This window comes from Bacteroides graminisolvens, assembly GCF_963666085.1.
GTDB classification, from domain to species: Bacteria; Bacteroidota; Bacteroidia; order Bacteroidales; family Bacteroidaceae; genus Bacteroides; species Bacteroides graminisolvens.
This window is the reverse complement of sequence record NZ_OY762556.1, coordinates 1,108,736-1,132,136: the sequence shown is the minus strand read 5'-3', so window position 1 is coordinate 1,132,136 and position 23,401 is coordinate 1,108,736. Positions and strand designations below refer to the sequence as shown.

At 41.1% G+C, this 23,401-nt stretch carries 19 protein-coding genes; 15 read left to right on the top strand and 4 right to left on the bottom strand.

Features of this window, described 5'->3' with window-relative positions:
* Nucleotides 1–4: 4 nt before the first annotated feature.
* On the bottom strand, nucleotides 5–1,276 hold the full coding sequence (locus tag ACKPCE_RS04530) for a peptidase U32 family protein (RefSeq protein ID WP_319504353.1): 1,272 nt from the start codon (nucleotides 1,274–1,276) through the stop codon (nucleotides 5–7).
* Between the two features lie 158 nt (nucleotides 1,277–1,434).
* On the opposite strand from ACKPCE_RS04530, the gene dusB reads away from it, so the two are divergent.
* On the top strand, nucleotides 1,435–2,421 hold the full coding sequence (dusB, locus tag ACKPCE_RS04525; RefSeq protein ID WP_276991561.1) for a tRNA dihydrouridine synthase DusB: 987 nt from the start codon (nucleotides 1,435–1,437) through the stop codon (nucleotides 2,419–2,421).
* Nucleotides 2,422–2,496: 75 nt separating this feature from the next.
* Here dusB and ACKPCE_RS04520 read toward each other — a convergent pair whose 3' ends face one another.
* Together ACKPCE_RS04520 and ACKPCE_RS04515 are read right to left on the bottom strand one after the other, a co-directional pair.
* The gene (locus ACKPCE_RS04520) at nucleotides 2,497–3,495 is read right to left on the bottom strand and encodes a phosphatase PAP2 family protein (protein WP_319504352.1); all 999 of its coding nucleotides are present in this window, start codon (nucleotides 3,493–3,495) and stop codon (nucleotides 2,497–2,499) included.
* Nucleotides 3,486–4,493 (bottom strand): NAD-dependent epimerase/dehydratase family protein, encoded by a 1,008-nt coding sequence (locus tag ACKPCE_RS04515; protein ID WP_319504351.1) that lies wholly within the window; start codon nucleotides 4,491–4,493, stop codon nucleotides 3,486–3,488. The genes ACKPCE_RS04520 and ACKPCE_RS04515 overlap by 10 nt, the downstream gene beginning before the upstream one ends.
* Before the next feature lie 167 nt (nucleotides 4,494–4,660).
* On the opposite strand from ACKPCE_RS04515, the gene rnr reads away from it, so the two are divergent.
* Genes rnr through ACKPCE_RS04495 form a run of 4 tightly spaced genes read left to right on the top strand, consistent with a single transcriptional unit; the run spans nucleotide 4,661 to nucleotide 8,618 of the window.
* On the top strand, nucleotides 4,661–6,814 hold the full coding sequence (gene rnr, locus ACKPCE_RS04510; RefSeq protein WP_319504350.1) for a ribonuclease R: 2,154 nt from the start codon (nucleotides 4,661–4,663) through the stop codon (nucleotides 6,812–6,814).
* Nucleotides 6,814–7,290 (top strand): pyridoxamine 5'-phosphate oxidase family protein, encoded by a 477-nt coding sequence (locus ACKPCE_RS04505; protein ID WP_319504349.1) that lies wholly within the window; start codon nucleotides 6,814–6,816, stop codon nucleotides 7,288–7,290. Before rnr ends, ACKPCE_RS04505 begins: the two co-directional genes overlap by 1 nt.
* A gap of 51 nt (nucleotides 7,291–7,341) precedes the next feature.
* A complete protein-coding gene (locus tag ACKPCE_RS04500; protein WP_319503938.1) occupies nucleotides 7,342–7,707 on the top strand; it encodes a transposase in 366 nt (121 codons plus the stop codon).
* 32 nt (nucleotides 7,708–7,739) lie between these two features.
* Nucleotides 7,740–8,618 (top strand): IS3 family transposase, encoded by an 879-nt coding sequence (locus ACKPCE_RS04495; RefSeq protein ID WP_319503937.1) that lies wholly within the window; start codon nucleotides 7,740–7,742, stop codon nucleotides 8,616–8,618.
* Between the two features lie 685 nt (nucleotides 8,619–9,303).
* Here ACKPCE_RS04495 and cysK read toward each other — a convergent pair.
* Nucleotides 9,304–10,251, bottom strand: a complete 948-nt coding sequence (cysK, locus tag ACKPCE_RS04490) for a cysteine synthase A (protein WP_276991548.1) — start codon at nucleotides 10,249–10,251, stop codon at nucleotides 9,304–9,306.
* A 204-nt stretch (nucleotides 10,252–10,455) separates the two neighbouring features.
* Here cysK and epsC point away from each other — a divergent pair, with 204 nt between their 5' ends.
* The 10 genes from epsC (at nucleotide 10,456) to ACKPCE_RS04440 (ending at nucleotide 23,401) form a co-directional block, all read left to right on the top strand.
* Nucleotides 10,456–11,355 carry a serine O-acetyltransferase EpsC gene (gene epsC, locus ACKPCE_RS04485; RefSeq protein WP_319504348.1) on the top strand — a complete coding sequence of 300 codons (900 nt, stop codon included), beginning with the start codon at nucleotides 10,456–10,458 and terminating at the stop codon, nucleotides 11,353–11,355.
* A 59-nt stretch (nucleotides 11,356–11,414) separates the two neighbouring features.
* Nucleotides 11,415–12,617 carry a THUMP domain-containing class I SAM-dependent RNA methyltransferase gene (locus tag ACKPCE_RS04480; protein ID WP_081698244.1) on the top strand — a complete coding sequence of 401 codons (1,203 nt, stop codon included), beginning with the start codon at nucleotides 11,415–11,417 and terminating at the stop codon, nucleotides 12,615–12,617.
* A 6-nt stretch (nucleotides 12,618–12,623) separates the two neighbouring features.
* Entirely contained in the window at nucleotides 12,624–14,807 is a 2,184-nt protein-coding gene (locus tag ACKPCE_RS04475; RefSeq protein WP_319504347.1) for a S9 family peptidase, read from the top strand.
* 26 nt (nucleotides 14,808–14,833) lie between these two features.
* Entirely contained in the window at nucleotides 14,834–16,108 is a 1,275-nt protein-coding gene (gene purD, locus ACKPCE_RS04470) for a phosphoribosylamine--glycine ligase (protein ID WP_319504346.1), read from the top strand.
* Nucleotides 16,108–17,106: a hypothetical protein gene (locus ACKPCE_RS04465; protein ID WP_319504345.1), complete on the top strand. Its 999-nt coding sequence runs from the start codon at nucleotides 16,108–16,110 to the stop codon at nucleotides 17,104–17,106. The genes purD and ACKPCE_RS04465 overlap by 1 nt, the downstream gene beginning before the upstream one ends.
* Nucleotides 17,091–17,567 (top strand): YqaA family protein, encoded by a 477-nt coding sequence (locus tag ACKPCE_RS04460; protein ID WP_319504344.1) that lies wholly within the window; start codon nucleotides 17,091–17,093, stop codon nucleotides 17,565–17,567. Before ACKPCE_RS04465 ends, ACKPCE_RS04460 begins: the two co-directional genes overlap by 16 nt.
* Before the next feature lie 92 nt (nucleotides 17,568–17,659).
* On the top strand, nucleotides 17,660–18,265 hold the full coding sequence (gene mnmC2, locus ACKPCE_RS04455; protein WP_319504343.1) for a tRNA (5-methylaminomethyl-2-thiouridine)(34)-methyltransferase MnmC2: 606 nt from the start codon (nucleotides 17,660–17,662) through the stop codon (nucleotides 18,263–18,265).
* A gap of 28 nt (nucleotides 18,266–18,293) precedes the next feature.
* The gene (locus ACKPCE_RS04450) at nucleotides 18,294–19,169 is read left to right on the top strand and encodes a metal ABC transporter solute-binding protein, Zn/Mn family (protein WP_319504342.1); all 876 of its coding nucleotides are present in this window, start codon (nucleotides 18,294–18,296) and stop codon (nucleotides 19,167–19,169) included.
* The gene (locus ACKPCE_RS04445; RefSeq protein WP_319504341.1) at nucleotides 19,166–19,936 is read left to right on the top strand and encodes a metal ABC transporter ATP-binding protein; all 771 of its coding nucleotides are present in this window, start codon (nucleotides 19,166–19,168) and stop codon (nucleotides 19,934–19,936) included. The genes ACKPCE_RS04450 and ACKPCE_RS04445 overlap by 4 nt, the downstream gene beginning before the upstream one ends.
* 123 nt (nucleotides 19,937–20,059) lie before the next feature.
* Nucleotides 20,060–23,401 (top strand): glycosyltransferase family 117 protein, encoded by a 3,342-nt coding sequence (locus ACKPCE_RS04440; protein ID WP_319504340.1) that lies wholly within the window; start codon nucleotides 20,060–20,062, stop codon nucleotides 23,399–23,401.

The window sequence follows — 23,401 nt, the reverse complement described above, 5'->3', positions numbered from 1 at the left end:
AGAATTATTGTTCCTTTCTTTTCTTAGCAGCCTTCAGCTCCTCCGTCGGAATTAATTTGAAAAGCTTATCACTCGGTCTTATTTTATCGGCAATCTTAAATGAGAAACGCTCGCCCTGCTTCACCGTATCAACAGGTTTCAAATCCACTCTGGCCTCATCAAGCGTAGCATAAACCGCACCGGTTGTTGGACCGGTAATCAAGATTTTATCTCCCACTTTCAGTTCGGCAGCTTCAACCTGAAACTCAGCAACGCCTATGTTACTAAAATATTTAATGCCCTTACCTACGTAGACTTTCTTCTCGGTAGCTTCGGAACCATAATTTTTGCTCCATTCGCCTAACCGTTGCCCCAAGTAGTATCCGTCCCAGAACCCACGGTTAAACACTGTGCGTAAACGTTCGTCCCAAGCCGCGATTTTCTCGTCGGTAAATTGCCCGTCAACACATGCCTGAATGGCCTCTTTATAACATTCAACTACCGTTTTAACGTATTCGGGACCGCGCGCTCTGCCTTCAATTTTAAACACCTTCACCCCCGCGTCCATCATCTTGTTCATGAAATGAATCGTTTTAAGATCTTTGGGCGACATGATGTATTCGTTATCTATTTCCAGCTCTACATCAGTATCTTTGTCGCGCACCGTGTAGCCTCTGCGACACACCTGCATGCAAGCACCCCGATTGGCAGAGCTATTCATCTCATGCAAAGAAAGATAACATTTACCAGACACTGCCATGCACAAAGCACCGTGACAGAACATTTCAATACGAATCAACTCCCCGTTGGGACCACATATATTCTCCTCCTTTATCTGACGATAAATTTCGGCAACCTGATCCAGATTCAACTCACGAGCCAAGACAACAACATCTGCAAATAAAGCATAGAATTTCAGCGACTCAATATTCGTAATGTTAAGCTGAGTAGATAAATGCACCTCCTGACCGATGCTTCTGGCAAAGTTCATGACAGATACATCACTGGCAATGACAGCAGAAATGCCTGCTTCTTTGGCCGCCCGCACAATGATGCGCATCTGCTCCATATCATTATCATAAATAATCACGTTCACCGTCAGGTAACTCTTCATGCCATGATCGTTGCACACACCGGCTATTTCACGCAAATCATCAATCGTAAAAGCGCTGGCCGAGCGCGAACGCATATTCAGGTTCTCTATACCAAAGTAAATAGAATCTGCTCCTGCCTGAATGGCAGCGGCAAGAGACTCCCGTGATCCTACAGGAGCCATTATTTCGAAGTCTTTTATCATTTTAATATCATTAAATTACTATGCACCCAAGTCCTATTAAGCCGTTTGCAGCTTGTTAGAGGTAGTTAAACAGCCCCTCACTCATATAAAACTTAAAGGTTAAGGGCACAAAGGTAGCCTTTTTTTCCTTATTTTTGCAGCCTAAACAATAGTAGATTATGAAAATTGGAAACATAGAACTAGGCAACCGTCCCATATTTCTTGCTCCGATGGAAGATGTTACCGATCCGGCCTTCCGTTTGATGTGCAAAAAATTTGGTGCAGATATGGTGTATACCGAGTTCATATCAAGCGATGCATTGATACGATTAGTCAACAAAACCACTCAAAAGCTCTCCATTTGTGATGAAGAAAGACCGGTGGCTATACAAATATACGGTAGAGAAACGGACGCAATGGTTGGCGCAGCCCAAATTGCCGAAGCGGCTTGTCCCGATATTCTGGATATTAACTTTGGCTGTCCGGTCAAAAAAGTAGCCGGAAAGGGAGCCGGATCGGGTATGTTGCAAAACGTACCTAAAATGTTGGAAATAACCCGCGCTGTAGTCGAAGCCGTTAAGGTTCCTGTTACCGTAAAAACGCGTTTGGGATGGGATGCCAACAGTAAGATCATTGTTGACCTTGCCGAAAGACTTCAAGATTGTGGCATTGCAGCCTTAACCATTCACGGACGCACGCGGGCACAGATGTATACGGGTGAGGCCGACTGGACCTTGATAGGTGACGTGAAGAACAACCCTCGTATGCACATTCCCATTATAGGAAATGGTGACGTAACCACGCCGCAACGTGCCAAGGAATGCTTCGATAAATATGGAGTAGATGCCGTCATGATTGGTCGTGGCAGCATTGGCCGTCCGTGGATATTCAAGGAAATAAAGCATTACCTGGAGACCGGCGAAGAGCTCACGTCTTTATCTTTCGAATGGAAAATGCAGGTTTTGCGTGAAGAAGTATTAAACAGCGTGGAACGTTTGGATGAAAGAAGAGGCATTGTTCACATTCGCCGACACCTGGCAGCGACTCCTTTATTTAAAGGCATACCCAACTTCAGGGAAACACGCATTGCCATGCTACGCACCGAATCGGTAAAAGAACTTTTCGAGATCTTTGAAACGATAAAACCCGCCGAAGTAAGCGAGTAAACGATGTATTGAAGTCCCCATAACCTATATTCTTATGCAAGATAGAATATAGGTTATGGGGCTTTACATATATTGTTATTTGAGTTCAGGTGCTATGTGGCGCGGCTGATACTTGAACATTGGAACGGCAAACCACTTCTTAAACATCTTGGTTACCAATATATATAGCATAAAGGCAGAAACGAAGCCTGCTATAGAATCGATGAGATAATGAGCCTGAATATACACCGTAGCTCCGCAAAGTAATACATAGAAAGGCAACAGGAAGCCAAATAGTTTCTTGCTGGCACGCCAGGACATAATCATCAGGATGGTAGAAATTCCCACATGCGAACTGGGAAAGGCCGCTGTTGGACGCTCGCCTACTTGCTGAGAAGCTTCAACCAGATTATAGAAAAAGCCGTGTTCATAGCCCGGTCCCGGAAGCAACTCTACGTGATGATTAAAATAGTCGCCAATGGAAGGAAAAATGCCTTTAGCTACATTGTCGGCACCAATAGCCGGGAAATAAAATTGCGGACCGGCCACCGGCACAAATATATAAATAAGGTAATAGACAAAAAACGATGTCACCAGAACAAACGAAAGCTTTTCGAATAACTCAAAACGAAAAACAAAATAGTACATCGCTACAATTAAAATCATGGGATAATAAGCAAAGTATCCCATATTAAAAGGTTCGCTCACCCACATCTGGGGCAGGTAATAATTAAACATCACAGCCGGCTGACAACCAAACAACCACTGCTCTGCAGAGGCAAACAGGTGATCTAGGTTAGGAAACACCCTGTTGAACTCAAAGGTATCAGGATACCAATAAGACAGCAAGCCCATTTGTACAGCCATTCGGATGAAAGCTGTCATCTTACAAGGAGCCAGCCTGTAAAGATACATCAGCAAAAAGGTGACTCCCGCTATGACAGCTCTTTCGGCTAACATAACAAGCGGGTGGTCCATTCTTTGGAAGATGAAAAGTATCAAAACGGAGGTTAGCAGATTATAGATCAGTGTAACCTTCTCAACAGCAAACAACCCTTTGCGGGAGTCTACCCTAGTAAATAAGTTTAAAGCCATCCTTCTTTCTTATACCAAGCAATTGTCTCTTTGACACCTTTCTGTAAATCGAACTCAGGTTTGTAACCCAGTTCATTAACCAGCGGAGTAATATCACATTGCCAGTTCCTTTGTTTCATTATTTTAAATTTGTCCGAATTAAGCGTACTACTCTTGCCAGAGATGCCTGCAAAAAATTCAGCGAGCAAAGATATAACTTTTAAAATTATTAATGGACATTTAATACGTATTACAAAAGAAATACATAATTCTTTCTGAATTAATTCGGAAAAAGTGCGACTACTGTACACCTTGCCGTCCGATAAAAAATAGCTTCGTTGCTTAACACCCTTCTCAATAGCCAGAAAAACAGCCTGCACTATGTCTTTCACATATATAAAAGTCAGATCCTGCTTCTTATAGCCCACTGAAAAGTCAAGATGTTTTTTAATGGATTGGGCCATCATGAAATAATCTCTCTCACGCGGACCGTACACACCCGTTGGGCGTAAAATGACGTAAGGAAAATCGGGTAATTGCTGCAAATGTTGTTCCGCCTTCAGCTTACTGATTCCGTAAGCCGTATTGGGTTGGGGCTTATCTTGTTCCACAATAGGCTGGTACGTTTCTTCGTGAATAGGGCCAAATACACTCAGCGTACTGATATGTATAAACTGTGTAGGAACCATTTGCAGCTCACAAAGCAAATCAACAAACCGCTTGGTTTGCCAATAATTCACCCGGTCAAAGTCAGACTGATGAACACATTTGGTTACACCGGCACAATGAACAATATAATCAAATCCGCCTTCCTGTTGCTTAAACAAAAGAAGCTGTTCTCTGAGCTTGTCAGAATCATCAAAATCAAACGAGATAAAATGCAATTCCTCCTGTTTCAAATAGGCCTTACTGCTTGTGGGTCTCACACCTGCCCATACAGACAAGCCTTTTTTCAGAGCTTCTTCCACAATAAAACTACCGATGAAACCGCTCGCTCCTGTAATCAAAATATTCTTCATCAACCGATTTTTTTAATAAAAACGCTTACAAAGATAAACATTAATCAAATTATTGAGCCGTTTTCCCTCTATTTTGAGAGAAAACGGCAAGTTTTAGTTCAATTCAGAACCATCGAAAACAATATTTTGTTTACTTTGTACAAGCAAGTTATTTAAAAGATTTACACATGGCAAAAAATAAAGAGAAAAAAGCCGGTAAACGAATGAAGAAAAAAGATCTGGTGAACATACTGATGAACTTTTTTCATAGCAAACCGACGGAAGCACTGAGTCTGAAATTTATTTTCTCAGAGCTTAGAATGACTACTCATCCCCTTAAAATGCTCTGCATTGATATATTAAACGAGCTGAAAGACGGCGACTACATAACCGAAGTTGATAAAAACAAATTCCGGCTAAATGACCACGGCAAAGAACTGACCGGTACTTTTCAACGCAAAAGCAATGGTAAGAACTCGTTCATTCCCGATGAAGGAGGCGATCCGATATTCATTGCCGAACGAAATTCGGCCCATGCGATGAATAAAGACAAAGTAAGAATCGTTTTTTATGCAAAGCGCAAAAACCATGATGCAGAGGGTGAGGTGGTTGAAATACTCGAACGTGCCAACGATACATTTGTAGGAACATTGGAGGTTGCCAACTCTTATGCATTCCTTGTTACCGAAAACCGCACATTAGCCAACGATATTTTCATTCCGAAAGAAAAGTTGAAAGGCGGAAAGACCGGCGACAAAGCTGTTGTTAAGATAGTAGAGTGGCCCGATAAGGCCAAGAACCCCATAGGACAAGTCATTGACATCCTGGGAAAAGCCGGTGATAATACCACCGAGATGCACGCCATCTTAGCTGAATTCGGACTGCCATACGTATATCCGGAGGCTGTTGAAAAAGCAGCAGACAAAATTCCTGCCGAAATCTCGGAAGAAGAAATTGCCCGAAGAGAAGATTTCAGAAAGGTAACGACCTTCACCATAGACCCCAAAGACGCCAAAGACTTTGACGATGCGCTATCCATACGTTCCATCAAAGAGGGATTATGGGAAGTGGGAGTGCACATTGCCGACGTAAGCCATTATGTGCAAGAAGGAAGCATCATCGACAAAGAAGCAGAAAAAAGAGCCACTTCGGTGTATTTGGTTGACCGCACAATTCCCATGTTACCGGAGCGTCTTTGTAACTTCATCTGCTCGTTGAGACCTAACGAAGAAAAGTTATCGTATTCTGTTATATTCGATATCACCGAAAAAGGCGAGGTGAAGAACTCCAGAATCGTTCACACCGTTATTAACTCTGACCGCCGCTTTACGTACGAAGAGGCACAGCAAATTATCGAAACCAAAGAGGGCGATTTTAAAGAAGAAGTGCTGATGCTCGACAAGATTGCCAAAGCGCTGAGGGATAAACGATTCTCATCGGGAGCTATTAATTTTGACCGTTATGAGGTTAAATTCGAAATAGATGATAAAGGAAAACCGGTAAGCGTTTACTTCAAAGAGTCAAAAGATGCCAATAAACTGGTTGAGGAATTCATGTTGCTTGCCAACAAAACCGTAGCAGAAGAAATAGGAAAAGTACCCAGAAATAAAAAAGCAAAAGTCTTTCCCTATCGAATTCATGATCTTCCCGACCCTGAAAAGTTGGACAACCTAGCACAGTTCATCGCCCGTTTTGGCTACAAACTACGCACATCAGGAACCAAAAGCGATGTGTCGAAATCAATTAATCATCTGTTGGATGACATTCAAGGAAAAAAGGAGGAGAACTTAATAGAGACAGTTTCTATCAGAGCGATGCAGAAGGCTCGCTATTCTACCCATAACATTGGGCATTACGGACTGGCATTTGAATACTATACTCATTTCACCTCTCCCATCCGTCGTTTTCCGGATATGATGGTGCACCGCCTGTTAACGAAATATGCAGAAGGTGGAAGAAGCGTATTAGAAAGCAAATACGAAGATTTGTGTGAACATAGTTCAAACATGGAACAAATTGCTGCCAATGCCGAACGAGCATCTATTAAATACAAACAAGTAGAGTTCATGAGTGAGCGTTTGGGACAAATCTTCGACGGAGTTATTTCGGGAGTTACCGAATGGGGACTCTACGTGGAACTCAACGAAAACAAATGCGAAGGAATGATCCCTATGCGCGATCTGGACGATGATTACTATGAGTTTGATGAAAAGAACTACTGTCTGCGAGGAAGAAGGAAGAACCGTATGTACAGTTTGGGCGATGCCATAACAGTGAAAGTTGCCCGTGCCAATTTGGAGAAAAAGCAGTTGGATTTTGCATTGGTAGAAGAAAAGAGATAATGAAGACAATTATTATTGAAGACAAAGAAAGAGTTGAAGAGATTATTTCACGCTGTGACATTTGCTATGTGGGTATTACCGACCTGGAAGGTGATCCGTACGTTATCCCGATGAATTTCGGGTATCAGGATGGGGTTATCTATCTCCATTCGGGGCCTACCGGCAGCTCCATTGATATGCTCAACAAAAATAATAAGGTATGTATTACTTTCAGCATTGATCACGAATTGGTATTTCAACATCCGCAAGTAGCTTGTAGCTACCGGATGAAAGCAAAGAGTGTGATATGCAGAGGAAAGGTGGGCTTTATTGAAGACCTAGATGAAAAGCGACAGGCGTTGGATATCATCATGAAGCATTACATAGACCGTGAGTTCATCTACTCCGATCCTGCCGTTAAAAACGTCAAAATATGGGAGATTCCTATTGATCGGGTCAGTGCTAAAGAATATGCGGTTCCGCATTATAAACAATAACAAACCGGCTGTCTTACCCTAGAAAAAGTTGACTCTGAAATTCCTTAAAAGATGAGTGATATATCTAAGAGTCGTCGTGTTTTTGATACCGCATTTAAAATGTCGGTAGTTGCAGAGTTTCTTCAGGGTACACATAGCAAACGTTCTTTGTGTAATAAATATTCCATTCCCAGTACAAGTACATTACGGAGTTGGATTCGTATCTTTGCTCCGGATAATGAACTACATGATACGCCCATGCCAAAGAAACCTCAGAGTGAGAACGAAGAAATCTTAGCCTTGCGTCGTCTTCTTCAAGAAAAAGAATTGTGCTTGAAGCGTGAAAAGATGCGTGCTGATTTCTTAGATGAAATGATTAATGTAGCCGAAGAAAAGTTTCAGCTTCCTATTCGAAAAAAAGCTGGCACCAAACGGTAAAACAGCTTCACGCAAAGAATCCCTCTTATCATGTGGGAGCTCTTTGCGGACTGTTTGGTGCTTCTAAGCAAGCTTATTACCAACACGTAGATGATAACATCAAATCTCTTGCCCTCTGCCGTTTCATTATTGAGTTCGCTCAAGATATTCGGGGAAAAGCCGCTGCCATAGGTGGTGAGAAACTCTGGGTGATGTACAACCAATACTTCGGTAAAGATTACAGCATCGGCCGTGATGTTTTTTTGAAAGTACTCAAGCAACACAACCTGATGCTCAAAGCGCCCAAGAGAAGTTGCCGTACCACCGATTCGACTCACGGTTTACCGACTTACCCTAACCTAATCAAGGATCTGACTATCAACAGGTCCAATCAAGTCTGGGTGAGCGACATAACCTATATTCGTTTACGGGAAGATGAATTTTGTTTTCTCTCCCTTATAACAGATGCCTACGACCATGAGATTGTAGGTGCTTACGTAGGCCCTACGCTGGCTGCTATTCACACCATAGAGGCTCTTAAGCAATCTTATAAAAACAGAAGTATACAACAGGGAGATTCATTGATTCATCACTCAGATCGAGGGGTGCAGTACGCAAGCTTTGGGTATATAAATGAATTGAGGCAAAAAGGAATAAGGATTAGTATGACCCAGAATGGAGATCCTAAAGAGAATGCCATAGCAGAAAGGGTAAATGGCATTCTCAAAAAGGAATTCCTTAATCAATATTCCTTTCAAACGATAGAGCAAGTCAGGCAAGCGGTACAGGAAGCTGTCACATTCTACAATACTAAACGACCTCATAGAAGTTTGGATATGCTGACTCCTGAACAAGCTTATGGTAAGACGGGGCTCATCAAGAAGCGGTGGAGAAGTTATAAGGATAAATACAGAGATCCTTGCCCGCAATAAGAAGAAAAAACTATCTTTGCTTTCAAAAGAGTGAACCGGGTTCTGTTTAGCACTTGAATGAAACAAACCCGGATGGATGCAAACAGCTCCTCACGTTTAAATATTTTAAGCCTAGAAGAGAGCTGTCAATCCAAGTTAGGGACTAGAAAGAAGCTAGTCAACCTGAGTTAGAGATTTAAATTATAACCTGTCAACTTCAGATAGGGATAAGAGACGTTTAGTCAACCTATATTAGGTTATTACAGGCTTTATTTTGCTCGTTGCAAAACTTCATATACACCCGGGTGTACAGATGTTGTACACCCGGGTGTATAGTATCTGTACATGGGGGTGTACAAAGTGTGTACACCCGGGTGGAGACGAAATTTGCTCACCAGCAAAATAAATCGCATAAGCAGGCTGGTTGAAATCCTTTATGTGAAAGATTTAATTAGTGTTGTACTAAAAGGAATCACTGCAAAAAAGTTGGTGATACTTGGTGATACTTGGTGAGGCTTTTTTTTAGGCAAGTATCACACAGAAAGAGTTGTATATCAACCAGTTAAGGCGTTGGTGATACTTGGTGATACTTTTTTTCATGCATTTTATGTAGACGTACCCCGCTCAAATTAAAATACGAGCCTCTCTTCAAACAGAGGGGCTCGTAAAACCAACAAACAAATAAAGAGGAAAAAAGAACTAAATACTATAATGGATATTCCTCGAATGCGTAAAGAATAGTTGATAAGTAACGTTCGCCAGTATCAGGCAATAAAGCAACAATCGTTTTACCTTCATATTCAGGCAGTTTAGCCAACTCGGCTGCCGCCCATACGGCAGCTCCGGAAGAGATTCCAACTAACAATCCTTCTTTTGCAGCTAGCTCGCGACTGGTACGAATGGCATCATCATTCTGAACTTGTTTGATTAAATCAACCACTGCCGGGTTATAAGTCTTGGGAATAAATCCCGCACCTATTCCCTGTATTTTATGCGGTCCGGGATTTCCTCCTGAAAGCACAGGAGAGTCGGCCGGTTCAACAGCAACAATCTGCACAGCCGGGTTGTGTCGTTTCAAAGCTGCTCCTACCCCGCTAACAGTACCTCCTGTACCTACACCAGCCACAAACACATCAACCAGACCGTCGGTATCATTCCATATCTCTTCACCGGTTGTTTTTTCATGAATGGCAGGGTTGGCAGGGTTCTCAAACTGTTGCAGAATAATTGAATCGGGAGTTTCCTCACGAAGTTCTTCTGCTCTGGCAATAGCACCTTTCATACCATTGGCACCGGGCGTGAGCACTAAATGGGCGCCAAATGCTTTTAGAAGATTACGTCGCTCTACGCTCATGGTATCGGGCATCGTCAAGATAAGCTTGTATCCTTTTGCAGCCGATGCAAAAGCCAGTCCGATTCCGGTATTGCCACTGGTAGGTTCAATGATTGTCACGCCGGGTTTTAAAATACCTTTGGCTTCAGCATCTTCAATCATGGCCAAAGCAATACGTTCTTTCACACAGCCTACCGGATTGAAGCTCTCGAGTTTCACTACCAATTTGGCCTTCAGACCTTTACTGGCACTGTAATTTCCAATCTCTAACAAAGGAGTATTTCCTACTAAGTCAGTCAATTTTTTCGCAATCTTTCCCATATCTATCATTATTTAAATTTTTATCTTTTAATGTTGATACAAAGATATGAGTTATTTAATACATCATAAATACCACAAGTATGGTAAATTTATACTATAAAAATGCGATAAGAAACAGCTCGCTATAAATATATGCACATAGTTTAATTGTAATATCCCCAATAATTCTTACCTTTGCCGATAACATTAACCGAGGATATCATAATGAGTCCATTAAACTTCACCCACATCCTGACACAGGCAGTCGATGAGCTTTCGGAAAGCGAATCATACCAAGGACTGTTTCACCAGCACAAGGACGGCGAGCCATTGCCTTCAGCACGCGTATTGTGTGATATCATTGAATTGGCCCGTTCCATCCTTTTTCCGGGTTATTATGGAAATTCTACAGTAAATAGCCGCACTTTAAAGTACCACATCGGGGTAAACACAGAAAAGCTTTTTGATCTTCTATCGGAGCAAATTCTGGCTGGATTATGCTTTGAGGGAGGAGATGATTGTCATGGATGCACAACTAAACAACGTGAAGACGCATCGCGCATGGCGGCCAAATTCATAAGCAGACTACCTTACTTGAGGAAGAAACTGGCAACGGATGTTGAAGCGGCGTACAACGGCGACCCTGCTGCTCATAGTTTTGGTGAAGTTATTTTCTGCTATCCGGCCATTAAAGCAATCAGCAATTACCGCATTGCTCATGAACTGTTGCTTTTAGGGGTTCCTTTAATTCCCCGAATCATAACTGAAATGGCTCATAGTGAAACCGGAATAGATATTCATCCGGCTGCCGAAATTGGTGACCATTTTGCCATAGATCACGGTACCGGTGTTGTGATAGGGGCAACCAGTATCATCGGAAACAATGTAAAACTATACCAAGGGGTGACTTTAGGTGCCAAAAGCTTTCCGCTGGATGAAGAGGGAAAGCCCATCAAAGGAATCCCCCGCCATCCGATTCTGGAAGACAATGTTATTGTTTATTCCAACGCAACAATATTAGGGCGTATTACCGTGGGACGTGATGCTACCGTGGGAGGAAATATATGGGTAACGGAAGATGTACCTCCCGGATCAAGAATCGTACAAACAAAAGCAAAAAAGTAATTGTTCGCTGACGAACAGTTCTTATATTTATAATTTTAGTAACAACGTAAATATCACTAATGAGCGAATCCTTTGAAATGATTGCTAAAACTTTCCAGGGTCTGGAAGAGGTACTGGCAGAAGAGTTAACAGCACTGGGAGCAAACGACGTAGCAATCGGACGACGTATGGTGTCCTTCAGCGGTAACAAAGAAATGCTTTATAAAGCTAATTTTTGCTTACGTACAGCCATCCGAATTTTAAAACCTATCAAAAGCTTCACCGCCAAGAATGCAGACGAGGTGTACGAACAGGTTAAGGGCTTCCCTTGGAAAGATATTTTAGATGAAAACAAAACCTTTGCTGTTGATGCAGTAGTCTTCAGCGACGAGTTTCGCCATTCTAAATTCGTTTCCTATAAGGTAAAAGATGCAATAGTAGATTATTTCCGTGACTTAAACGGAAAGAGACCTTCTGTACGTATTAACAAACCCGACGTATTGATTAACATTCATATTGCACAATCACATTGCACGCTTTCTCTTGACTCATCGGGCGAATCGCTTCACAGAAGAGGATACCGCCAAGAGGCTGTTGAAGCTCCGTTGAATGAGGTGTTGGCTGCCGGAATGGTATTGATGAGTGGTTGGAAAGGGGAATGCGATTTAATAGACCCTATGTGCGGCTCGGGCACCATTCCCATTGAAGCTGCACTAATAGCCCGTAACATTGCACCGGGCGTTTTTAGAAAAGAATTTGCCTTTGAAAAATGGGTGGATTTCGATCAGGATTTGTTTGACTCAATATACAACGATGACAGTCAGGAGCGTGAGTTCAACCATAAGATATATGGATATGATAACAATCCGAATGCTCATGACATAGCGATACACAATGTAAAAGCTGCGGGAGTTTCGAAAGACGTGGTATTAAAGCTACAGCCTTTTCAGCAGTTTGAGCAACCGAAAGAGAAGTCGATGATCATAATGAACCCTCCTTATGGTGAACGTATCTCAACCAAGGATTTATTAGGGTTGTATCAAATGATTGGCGAACGTCTGAAACATGCTTTCTGTGACAACGATGCATGGATATTAAGTTACCGTGAAGAGTGTTTCGACCAAATCGGGTTAAAACCCAGTCGTAAAGTGCCTCTTTTCAATGGAGCATTAGAATGCGAATTCAGAAAATACCAGATATTTGGAGGTAAATACAAGGAGTTCAAGAAGGAAAGCAATGAGAAACAAGGCTCGCATACTTTCCGTAGAAACAAAGAAAGATAAGATTATATGGCCTGTTTATTGAAAAATGCCGGTACGTATGTAAGGTTACTACTGGTTTTGCAAACTTTATTTTTTACTTCTTTCATGACGGCACAAAATAATCCGAAACCTACTTTAGAGGATTTAATTCCGGGAGGAGCAACTTACCGCTATCCGGAAAATATTTACGGTGTGCAATGGAAGGGTGATCTTTGTGTTCTACCGGATATTGAAAACCTGAAAGTGGTTTCACCCAATAACGGAAAGGAAGTTGTAATTGCTACTAAAACAGAAGTCAACCAACTGCTTGAATCAATGCAGTTGGGAAAGATTCAACATTTTTATAACATTGAATTTCCTTATTCCGATCATAAAGAGTTGAGTTCCTATATGCTGGTTACAACCTCCGGTTATCGTGTTTTAGTAGACATAAATAGCAAGGAAATTAAATGGAGCCAGCCACGAAAGGAAAATGCAAGCAACGAGGATTGGGAGAAACAAAGCAGGTCACTTGCCTATACTTTAGACAACAATCTGTACGTTACTACTGCCGATGGCAGCACCAGAGCTGTGACTAAAGAAGAAAAAGGAATAGTTTGCGGACAGTCTGTACACCGCAATGAGTTTGGCATCAGCAAAGGAACGTTTTGGAGTCCTAAAGGTAGTCTGCTGGCATTTTACCGCATGAATGAACGCATGGTGACAGAGTATCCGCTGGTTGACATTACTGCACGAGTGGGTACAGTCAACAACGTACGTTATCCCATGGCAGGAATGACCAGTCATCAGGTAACCGTTGGTATTTACAATCCTCAAACGGATAAAAGTATTTACCTCCAGACAGGCGACCCTACTAATCGATATTTCACAAACATCAGTTGGTCGCCCGACGAAAAAAGTCTTTATTTAATTGAGCTTAACCGGGATCAAAACCACGCCAAACTTTGCGAGTACAACGCACAAACGGGCGCGCTCATTCAAACGCTTTTCGAAGAGAGACATCCTAAGTACGTTGAGCCTCAGCATCCCATTGTTTTTCTGCCTTGGAATAGCAACGAGTTTATTTATCAAAGTCAAAAAGATGGCTTTAACCACTTGTATTTGTACAACAGACAAGGGAAACAGCTAAAACAACTCACTTCCGGTAAATGGCTGGTTAAAGAACTGATAGGATTTGATGAAAAAAATAAATACGTATTCTTCACCAGTACTGAACTGTCTCCGCTACAAGAAAATATTTATCGTTTGGACGTCAAAAGCGGAAAGCGCATACTTATTGGCAATAAAGAAGGAGTGCATGCTGCCATACTCAGTCGCTCGGGCAAGTACTTGATTGACCGCTATTCATCAACATCGGTTCCAAGAAGTATCAACCTGATCGATATCAAAACCAATAAAAGCATCAACCTGCTTACAGCGGCCAATCCATTCGAAGGATTTGTGATGCCAACCATTGAAGTCGGTACTATTAAAGCAGCTGACGAGCAGACTGATTTGTATTACCGCATGGTCAAACCAAGTAATTTTGACCCGTCGTTAAAATATCCGGTAATAGTATATGTGTACGGAGGGCCGCATGCGCAAATGATCACTAATGCTTGGCAAAACAGTGCCAGGGGGTGGGATATTTATATGGCAAACAAAGGCTACATTGTGTTCACGCTTGATAACCGAGGCAGTGATAACCGGGGACTGGAATTTGAAAATTGTACATTCCGCCACTTAAGCATTGAAGAGGGAAAAGATCAGGTGAAAGGAGTTCAATTCTTGAAAAGCCTGCCCTATATAGACAGCAACCGCGTTGGAGTGCATGGATGGAGTTTCGGAGGACATATGACTACTGCTCTACTCCTTCGTTACCCAGACATATTCAAAACAGGCGTGGCCGGTGGTCCCGTTATTGATTGGTCGTATTACGAAGTAATGTACGGTGAAAGATATATGGATACGCCCGACAGCAATCCTGAGGGTTACCAAGCTTGCAATTTGAAGAATCTGGCAGGCAATCTGAAAGGACATTTATTGATTATACACGATGACCATGATGATACTTGCGTGCCGCAGCATACCCTTTCATTCATGAAAGCATGCATCGACGCACGTACTTATCCGGATTTGTTTATTTATCCCGGCCACAAACATAATGTTGCCGGTAGAGATCGCGTTCATTTACATGAGAAAATTACGCGATATTTTGAAGACAACCTGTAAAATTAACAACAAATAAACAGCTAATTATGAAAGTGTTATTATTAGGTTCAGGAGGTAGGGAACATGCGATGGCATGGAAAATAGCCCAAAGCCCCAGAGTGAAGAAGCTCTACATTGCACCCGGAAACGCCGGAACAGCAACGGTTGGAGAAAACGTTAACATTAAAGCAACCGACTTCGAAGCATTGAAGGTTTTTGCCCTTGAAAGGGAGGTCAATATGATTGTAGTGGGTCCTGAAGATCCGTTGGTACAAGGAATATTTGATTTCTTTAAAGGAGACATAGCCTTGCAACACATTGCGATAATAGGTCCTTCTATGAAGGGAGCACAACTAGAAGGTAGCAAAGAGTTTGCCAAAGGATTCATGGAACGTCATAACATCCCTACGGCCCGTTATAAAAGTATTACTACAGAAACGCTTGAAGAAGGATTCGAGTTTCTGGAAACATTGACTGCTCCTTATGTACTCAAAGCAGACGGACTTTGCGCCGGCAAGGGGGTACTTATCCTGCCAACACTGGAGGAAGCCAAAAATGAACTACAAAACATGTTAAGTGGCATGTTTGGACAAGCAAGCAATACCGTTGTTATTGAGGAATTTTTAAGTGGCATCGAGTGTTCTGTATTTGTTCTTACTGATAGTGAACATTATAAAATATTACCCGTAGCTAAAGACTATAAACGAATTGGCGAAGGAGACAAAGGCCTTAATACCGGAGGCATGGGCAGTGTTTCTCCTGTACCATTTGCCGATGAAGTCTTCATGGAGAAAGTTCGCGAACGCATCATCGAACCTACTATTGATGGTCTGAGGGAAGAAGGCATTCTTTATAAAGGCTTCATCTTTATCGGTCTGATCAACGTGGAAGGTGAACCCATGGTGATAGAATATAATGTTCGTATGGGTGACCCTGAAACAGAGAGTGTCATGTTAAGAATACAAAGTGACATCATTGACTTGTTCGAAGGCGTGTACCGAGTAAATCTTGATACGAAAGAACTGATTATTGACCCTCGCACAGCGGCTTGTGTTATGCTGGTAAGTGGTGGATATCCTGAAGAATATCGCAAAGAATACCCGATAACTGGATTCAACTTGGCCGAAACAACCGATAGCATACTCTTCCATGCCGGAACAACTGTAAAAGAGGGACGCATAGTAACCGATGGTGGTCGTGTTATCGCTATTTCTTCTTATGGTGACTCAAAAGAAGAAGCTCTGGAAAAATGCTACAGAGTAGCTGATATGATTAGTTTTGAAAAGAAAAACTACCGACGCGACATCGGATTCGATTTATAGTGAGAAAAAACTATCTACAAAAAAGAGTGACGGCGGGAAAGTTCACCTTACCCGTCGCCATTATTATATCCATTGTCTGCTGGACAATGACATCTATTCTGTTGCCTGATTTGCCAAAACCAGAAGCTGAATATTCCTTATTAAGTTATCTGAAGGTCAACCACCTTTCTGAGAACATAGCTTTGGCTTTAAGCTTATTTATTTTTGCATTTATAGGATATTCGCTGATTATTCTTAATAATACATTTGGTATTATACGCATGCGGGCCTCTGTGCAAACTTCATTTTATTTCTTATTTACAGCGGTTATACCCGGCTTACATCAATTTCATGCCGGCGATATAGCAGCTCTTGCAACACTCATTTCTATTTATTTTTTGTTTAAGAGCTACCAGAATCACTATTCATCGGCACAACTCTTTCATTCATTCGCATTTCTTGGAATAGGAAGTCTTGCTTTCCCGCAACTCACATTCTTTATTCCCGTTTGGTTCATTAGTGCATACAACTTTCAGTCTTTGAATATAAGAAGTTTTTTTGCCGCTATCATTGGCTGGAGTCTTCCTTTCTGGTTTCTATTAGGGCATGCTTACTACCATAATGAAATGAGCCTGTTTTACAAACCATTTCATGACATGATTACTTTTCAGTCGGTAAATTATAAAGAAGTTCCACTTACCAACGTGATTGTTACAGGTTTTATGTTTCTGCTTTATGTGGTAAGTTCCATTAATAGTTTTGTCACTAGTTACCAAGATAAAATACGCACCCGATCATATTTGCGTTTCTTTATTCTTCTGAATTTTTTTATTTTCATATTTATTCTTCTCCAGCCATCGCATTTCTTGTGCCTATTGTCCTTGTTACTTACGGGGTCTAGCATATTAGCCGGACATTTGTTCGCATTGACAAACAACAGACTTTCAAATCTGTTTTTCATCTTTACATCAATAGCAATGGTTGCACTATACATTTTGAATACATGGATGCTATTATAGACAGTGTTACACAAATACTTATCGATTGGGGGTACAGCGGCTTATTTATATCTGCTCTGTTAGCCGGTAGTGTTTTACCATTCAGTTCTGAGCTTGTTCTTTTTGCAGTAATTCACGCTGGTCTTAACCCTATAGGCTGTATCATTGCCGCAACAACAGGAAATACAGTCGGTGGAATGACGTGTTATCTGTTAGGCCATTTAGGTAAAATTGAATGGATAGAGAAATATATGAAAGTTAAAAAAGAAAAGATTGACAAGATGCAGCAATTCCTTCATGGAAAAGGTGCACTGATGGCATTCTTTGCCTTTTTACCCTTTTTCGGAGAAGTTATATCAATTGCGTTGGGCTATATGCGAAGCAATGTATGGCTGACTGTTATTTCAATGTTTATTGGAAAACTTGTACGTTACCTCGTTATATTATATATCCTGAATAGTGCATACGAAATGCTTAGTTAGCTTGGTGAACAGTAATGTGCAAAGATCAAATAACATATCAAAGAAAAACCGAAGTTACTGCCGACGGAAGTAACACTTTATATATACCCGAGATGGATGAACATTATCACTCCATCAAAGGTGCGGAGACTGAATCCCGGCACATTTTCCTTGAAATGGGATTCAATCAATGCAAACAAGATACTATTAAAGTCTTGGAAATAGGATTTGGCACAGGATTGAATGCTTACCTTACACTGCGTACGGCTGAAGAAAAACAAAAAAAGGTAAACTATTATAGCATTGAGTTTTACCCTCTTTCGTGGGAAACGGTAAAAGCACTTAATTACAGCGAAGAGGCCGATTTTCGAGCTTTGCATATCTGTGAGTGGAACAAACAAATTGCTATCAAAGAAAAATTCCACTTATATAAATGGGAGGTTGATTTTACCAAGGAAGATTTCGTTATTGGACTTGAAGAAAAGGGTCCGTTCGACTTAATTTATTTTGATGCATTTGCTCCCGAAAAACAACCTGAAATGTGGAACGATCAACTATTCAAGCTTTTATATGTTAATATGAACAAAGGGGGAGTTCTAACTACGTATTGTGCAAAAGGGATGGTGCGTCGTATGTTACAGTCGGTTGGTTTTATAGTTGAGCGTCTGCCTGGCCCCCCCGGGGGAAAACGAGAAATATTAAGAGCTACAAAATTTTAGTAGCTTCAGAATAATAACAACTAAAGTGATGAAAAGATATCTAACACTTCTTTATGTATTGTTGCTGGTTATTTTATCGGCATGCAACGGTAAGTCTTCACAAAAAGAAGAAAATAAACGTTTAATCATGGTAACAATGGAGCCTCAACGTTACTTCACAGAAGCCATAGCCGGAGATAAATTTCTAGTAGAGAGTATGGTGCCCAAAGGAAGTAGCCCGGAAACTTACGACCCTACTCCACAGCAGCTTACCCGGTTGAGTAAAAGTGAAGCTTACCTAAGGATAGGGCATATCGGATTCGAGCAATCGTGGATGGATAGACTTACCGACAATGCGCCACACATGCAAATTTTTGATACTTCGAAAGGAGTAGAACTGATTCATGGAGAAGGTCATAATCACGGTGATCATTTCCATGCAGGAGGAGTAGATCCTCATATTTGGAATTCTATTTCAAATGCCCGCATTATTGCAAAGAATACTTTTCAAGCGCTAATAACACTCGATAAGACAAATGAAAATTACTACTTGCATCGTTATGACTCATTATGCAAAGTAATCAACCATATTGACAGTGTTATTAATAACACCTTCCAAACAAGTAAAGCCGATCACGCTTTCATGATTTATCATCCGGCTCTTTCCTACTTTGCACGTGACTACGGGCTACATCAAATCTGCATCGAAGAAGAAGGTAAAGAACCCTCACCTGCACACCTGAGTGATTTAATAGAAATCTGCAAGGAAGAAGAGGTGCGAATTATATTTGTACAGCCAGAGTTTGACCGTCGCAATGCTGAAATAATAGCCAAACAGACAAATACCAACATCGTAGATGTTAATCCTTTGTCCTACAATTGGGAAAAAGAAATGATTCACATTGCTAATTCATTATGCAAATGAACGAAAATCAGCCAATCATGATTCAGATTGAGTCGTTGTCTGCTGCTTACGAGAATCGGACAGTATTACGCAATGTCAATCTATCAATCTACGAGAAAGATTTTTTGGGTATCATTGGCCCCAATGGTGGCGGTAAAACAACTTTAATAAAAACCATATTGGGACTGATCAAACCTGTTATGGGAAATATACAGTTTTACAGAAATGACCAGCCTGCAGAATCAATTACCATGGGATATCTGCCTCAGTATAACAGCATTGACCGAAAGTTCCCCATTTCCGTAGAAGAGGTTATATTATCAGGTTTAAGTGGGAAAAAAGCACTTATCGGTAAATTTAGCCGTGAACACCACGCCAAAGTACACACTGTTGTTAGACGAATGGGATTACAAGGTCTTGAAAAAAGAGCCATCGGTCAATTAAGTGGTGGACAATTGCAACGTGCATTATTAGGCAGAGCCATTGTCTCAGATCCCCAGTTAGTTATCTTAGATGAGCCCAGTACATATATTGATAAACAGTTTGAAGCCCGTCTATATGAATTGCTCAATGAAATTAATCAAGAATGTGCTATCATTCTGGTAAGCCATGATATTGGTACCGTTCTTCAGAATGTAAAGTCTATTGCTTGTGTGAATGAAACAGTAGATTATCATCCCGATACCGGAATTACAACCGAGTGGCTGGAACGTAATTTTCATTGTCCGATAGAGATTGTGGGACATGGCACATTACCGCACCGAGTGCTTGGAAAACACGAACACTGAGAAGTTAGAGTTTCTTAATTAGACAATGAAACACCTAATTCTTTACGCATCATTGTTCATTGTTCACTTAAATCACTATCTTTGCCACTTGTAACATGTTAATTAACAAACATCTTCAGTTTAATGAAACAGTACAAAACCGTCAATAACCTAGCGGGATGGATTACATTCTTGATCGCTGCAACTGTCTATTGCCTAACAATAGAGCCAACTGCAAGTTTTTGGGATTGTCCCGAGTTTATTACTACAGGCTACAAGCTTGAAGTGGGACACCCGCCCGGCGCCCCCTTTTTCATGCTCACAGCCAACTTATTCACTCAGTTTGTCAGTGATCCTGCCCAAGTAGCCAAGATGGTTAATTACATGAGTGCTCTTATGAGCGCTGCCTGTATACTTTTCCTTTTTTGGAGTATTACCCATCTGGTTCGTAAACTAGTAGTTAAAGACGAAGAAAATATTACTACCAGCCAATTAATAACAATCATAGGTTCAGGGTTAGTAGGAGCATTGGTATACACATTCAGCGACACGTTTTGGTTTAGTGCCGTAGAAGGTGAAGTGTATGCTTTTTCATCTCTATTCACAGCCCTGGTCTTCTGGCTTATTTTGAAATGGGAAGATGTGGCCGACCAACCTCATTCTGATCGTTGGATTATATTAATAGCTTATCTCACCGGTTTAAGCATCGGTGTACACTTACTTAATTTACTTTGCTTACCTGCCATTGTTCTGGTATATTACTACAAAAAGAATCCTCAGGCCGATGCCAAAGGAAGCCTTTTAGCATTACTCGGATCTGGCATATTGGTAGCTGCTGTTCTTTATGGAATTGTACCTGGAGTGGTAAAAGTGAGTGGATGGTTTGAATTGCTGTTTGTCAATAGCATGGGAATGCCATTTAACACAGGCGTTATTTTCTATATCATAATTCTTGCCGCAGCCATTATATGGGGTGTTTACGAAAGCTACACTGAGAGAAACCGTAAACGCATGAATCTTTCTTTTCTCCTAACTGTGGCTCTGCTTGGTATGCCTTTTTACGGACATGGAATCAGTAGTATTCTCATTGGATTGGTAGTTCTTGCAGCATTGGCAGCCTATTTGTTTGCCGGCAAACTCAATACAAAATATCAGATTAGCTCACGAACCATGAATACCGCTTTGCTAAGTATCATGATGATCATGATTGGATATTCATCGTATGCACTGATTGTTATACGTTCTACAGCCAACACGCCGATGGATCAGAATTCTCCTGAAGACATTTTTACATTAGGAGAATACCTGGGACGTGAGCAATACGGTACCCGGCCATTATTTTACGGACCAGCTTTCTCTTCACGCGTAGCTCTTGACAAAGAGGATGGTTATTGTGTTCCCCGCGAAGCTGAAAGCACAACCAAATATGTACGAAAAGAAAAGAAATCTGCTGAAGAAAAAGACTCGTACGTTGAGATTCCCGGCCGCGTGGAATATGAGTATGCACAGAACATGATATTTCCACGTATGTATAGCAGCCAACACGCCAACCAGTACAAACAATGGATGGATATCAAGGGTTATGATGTAGCCTATGATCAATGTGGCGAAATGGTGATGGTCAATATGCCCAATCAGTGGGAAAATATAAAGTTCTTCTTCTCCTATCAACTTAATTTCATGTATTGGCGCTATTTCATGTGGAATTTTGCCGGTAGACAAAATGACATTCAGGGAAGTGGCGAGATTGAGCATGGTAACTGGATTACAGGTTTTAAATTTATAGACAACTTGCTTGTTGGCAACCAGGACTTAATGCCACAAGATTTGAAAAATAACAAAGGGCACAATGTATTTTATTGTCTTCCTCTTCTACTAGGTATCATTGGTCTTTTGTGGCAGGCGTATCGCGGCCAGAGAGGCGTTCAGCAATTCTGGGTTGTATTTTTCTTATTCTTTATGACAGGTATTGCTATTGTTCTTTACCTGAACCAAACGCCCAGTCAGCCTCGTGAACGCGACTATGCATATGCCGCCTCCTTCTATGCCTTCGCTATTTGGGTAGGTATGGGAGTTGCCGGTATAGTGCGTCTACTACAAGAATATGGAAAGATGAAGGAGCTTCCGGCAGCCATTATAACTTCTGTTGCATGTTTAATGGTTCCCATTCAGATGGCAGGACAAACATGGGATGATCACGATCGGTCAGACAGATACGTTTGTCGCGATTTTGGGCAAAACTATTTGATGTCATTACAGGAAAGCGGTAATCCTATCATATTTACCAATGGAGATAACGATACATTCCCGTTATGGTACAATCAAGAAACGGAAGGATTCCGTACAGATGCACGAACATGTAATTTGAGTTACTTGCAAACAGATTGGTATATTGACCAAATGAAACGACCCGCTTATGATTCTCCGTCTTTACCAATTACCTGGGATCGAGTTGAATATGTAGAAGGAACCAACGAATACATTTCTATTCGTCCGGAAATAAAAAATCAGATTGACGCATTGTACGCTCAAGCTGATTCCAGCAGTAATCCTGAATCAAAAATAGACGTCCGCAAAGAGTTTGGTGACAACCCTTACGAACTAAAAAACATCCTTAAATATTGGGTGCGTTCTGATAAAGAAGGACTGCGTGTTATACCAACTGATAGTATTGTTGTTAAAATTGACAAAGAAGCAGTAAAACGTTCAGGAATGAAAATACCTGAAGCATTGGGAGATTCAATACCCGAATACATGCACATCTCTTTAAAAGGTAAACGCGCACTTTATAAAAGTGAATTAATGATGCTTGAAATGCTTGCCAACGCCAATTGGGAACGTCCTATATATATGGCTATCACTGTTGGAGGAGAAAATCGCTTGAATATGGATAATCATTTTGTTCAAGAAGGTTTGGCATATCGTTTCACCCCCTTTGATGCACAAGCATTGGGAGCAACTATTAACAGTGAAAAGATGTACGACAACCTAATGAATAAGTTTAAATTCGGTGGAATAAACAAAGCAGGTATTTATATTGATGAGAACACCATGCGTATGTGTTACACACACCGTCGTATCTTTACTCAGTTAATAACACAATTGCTGAAAGAAGGTAAAAAAGACAAAGCACTCAAAGCATTAGAATATTGCGAAAAAATGATTCCTGCATCTAATGTTCCTTATGATTACCAAAACAGTGCTCAAAGCATGGCTGAAGCCTATTATTTGTTGGGGCAAAAAGCAAAAGGAGATAAGATTATGGATGCATTGGCAAATAAGTCAATGGAATATCTCATATGGTATCTAAGTATGAGTAATCAGCAACTGACTATATCAGGTCAAGAGTTTATGTATCATATTTATTTGCTTGATGAGGAAATTAAGATAATGGAGAAATATAAGTCAAAACAAGCGTCTCACTACGCTGGCAAGCTTGAAGAGCTGTATAGTATGTACGCTTCCAGAACAAAAGCACAACAATAA

Bases quoted from the DNA above. Each gene is read 5' to 3' on its own strand.
- purD (WP_319504346.1), top strand. From the start codon at position 14,834: ATGAAAGTGTTATTATTAGGTTCAGGAGGTAGGGAACATGCGATGGCA.
- cysK (WP_276991548.1), bottom strand. From the start codon at position 10,251: ATGGGAAAGATTGCGAAAAAATTGACTGACTTAGTAGGAAATACTCCT.
- ACKPCE_RS04505 (WP_319504349.1), top strand. From the start codon at position 6,814: ATGAAGACAATTATTATTGAAGACAAAGAAAGAGTTGAAGAGATTATT.
- ACKPCE_RS04480 (WP_081698244.1), top strand. From the start codon at position 11,415: ATGAGCGAATCCTTTGAAATGATTGCTAAAACTTTCCAGGGTCTGGAA.
- ACKPCE_RS04500 (WP_319503938.1), top strand. From the start codon at position 7,342: ATGAGTGATATATCTAAGAGTCGTCGTGTTTTTGATACCGCATTTAAA.
- dusB (WP_276991561.1), top strand. From the start codon at position 1,435: ATGAAAATTGGAAACATAGAACTAGGCAACCGTCCCATATTTCTTGCT.
- ACKPCE_RS04440 (WP_319504340.1), top strand. From the start codon at position 20,060: ATGAAACAGTACAAAACCGTCAATAACCTAGCGGGATGGATTACATTC.
- rnr (WP_319504350.1), top strand. From the start codon at position 4,661: ATGGCAAAAAATAAAGAGAAAAAAGCCGGTAAACGAATGAAGAAAAAA.
- ACKPCE_RS04515 (WP_319504351.1), bottom strand. From the start codon at position 4,493: ATGAAGAATATTTTGATTACAGGAGCGAGCGGTTTCATCGGTAGTTTT.
- ACKPCE_RS04475 (WP_319504347.1), top strand. From the start codon at position 12,624: ATGGCCTGTTTATTGAAAAATGCCGGTACGTATGTAAGGTTACTACTG.
- epsC (WP_319504348.1), top strand. From the start codon at position 10,456: ATGAGTCCATTAAACTTCACCCACATCCTGACACAGGCAGTCGATGAG.
- ACKPCE_RS04445 (WP_319504341.1), top strand. From the start codon at position 19,166: ATGAACGAAAATCAGCCAATCATGATTCAGATTGAGTCGTTGTCTGCT.
- ACKPCE_RS04520 (WP_319504352.1), bottom strand. From the start codon at position 3,495: ATGGCTTTAAACTTATTTACTAGGGTAGACTCCCGCAAAGGGTTGTTT.
- ACKPCE_RS04450 (WP_319504342.1), top strand. From the start codon at position 18,294: ATGAAAAGATATCTAACACTTCTTTATGTATTGTTGCTGGTTATTTTA.
- ACKPCE_RS04460 (WP_319504344.1), top strand. From the start codon at position 17,091: ATGGATGCTATTATAGACAGTGTTACACAAATACTTATCGATTGGGGG.
- mnmC2 (WP_319504343.1), top strand. From the start codon at position 17,660: ATGGATGAACATTATCACTCCATCAAAGGTGCGGAGACTGAATCCCGG.
- ACKPCE_RS04530 (WP_319504353.1), bottom strand. From the start codon at position 1,276: ATGATAAAAGACTTCGAAATAATGGCTCCTGTAGGATCACGGGAGTCT.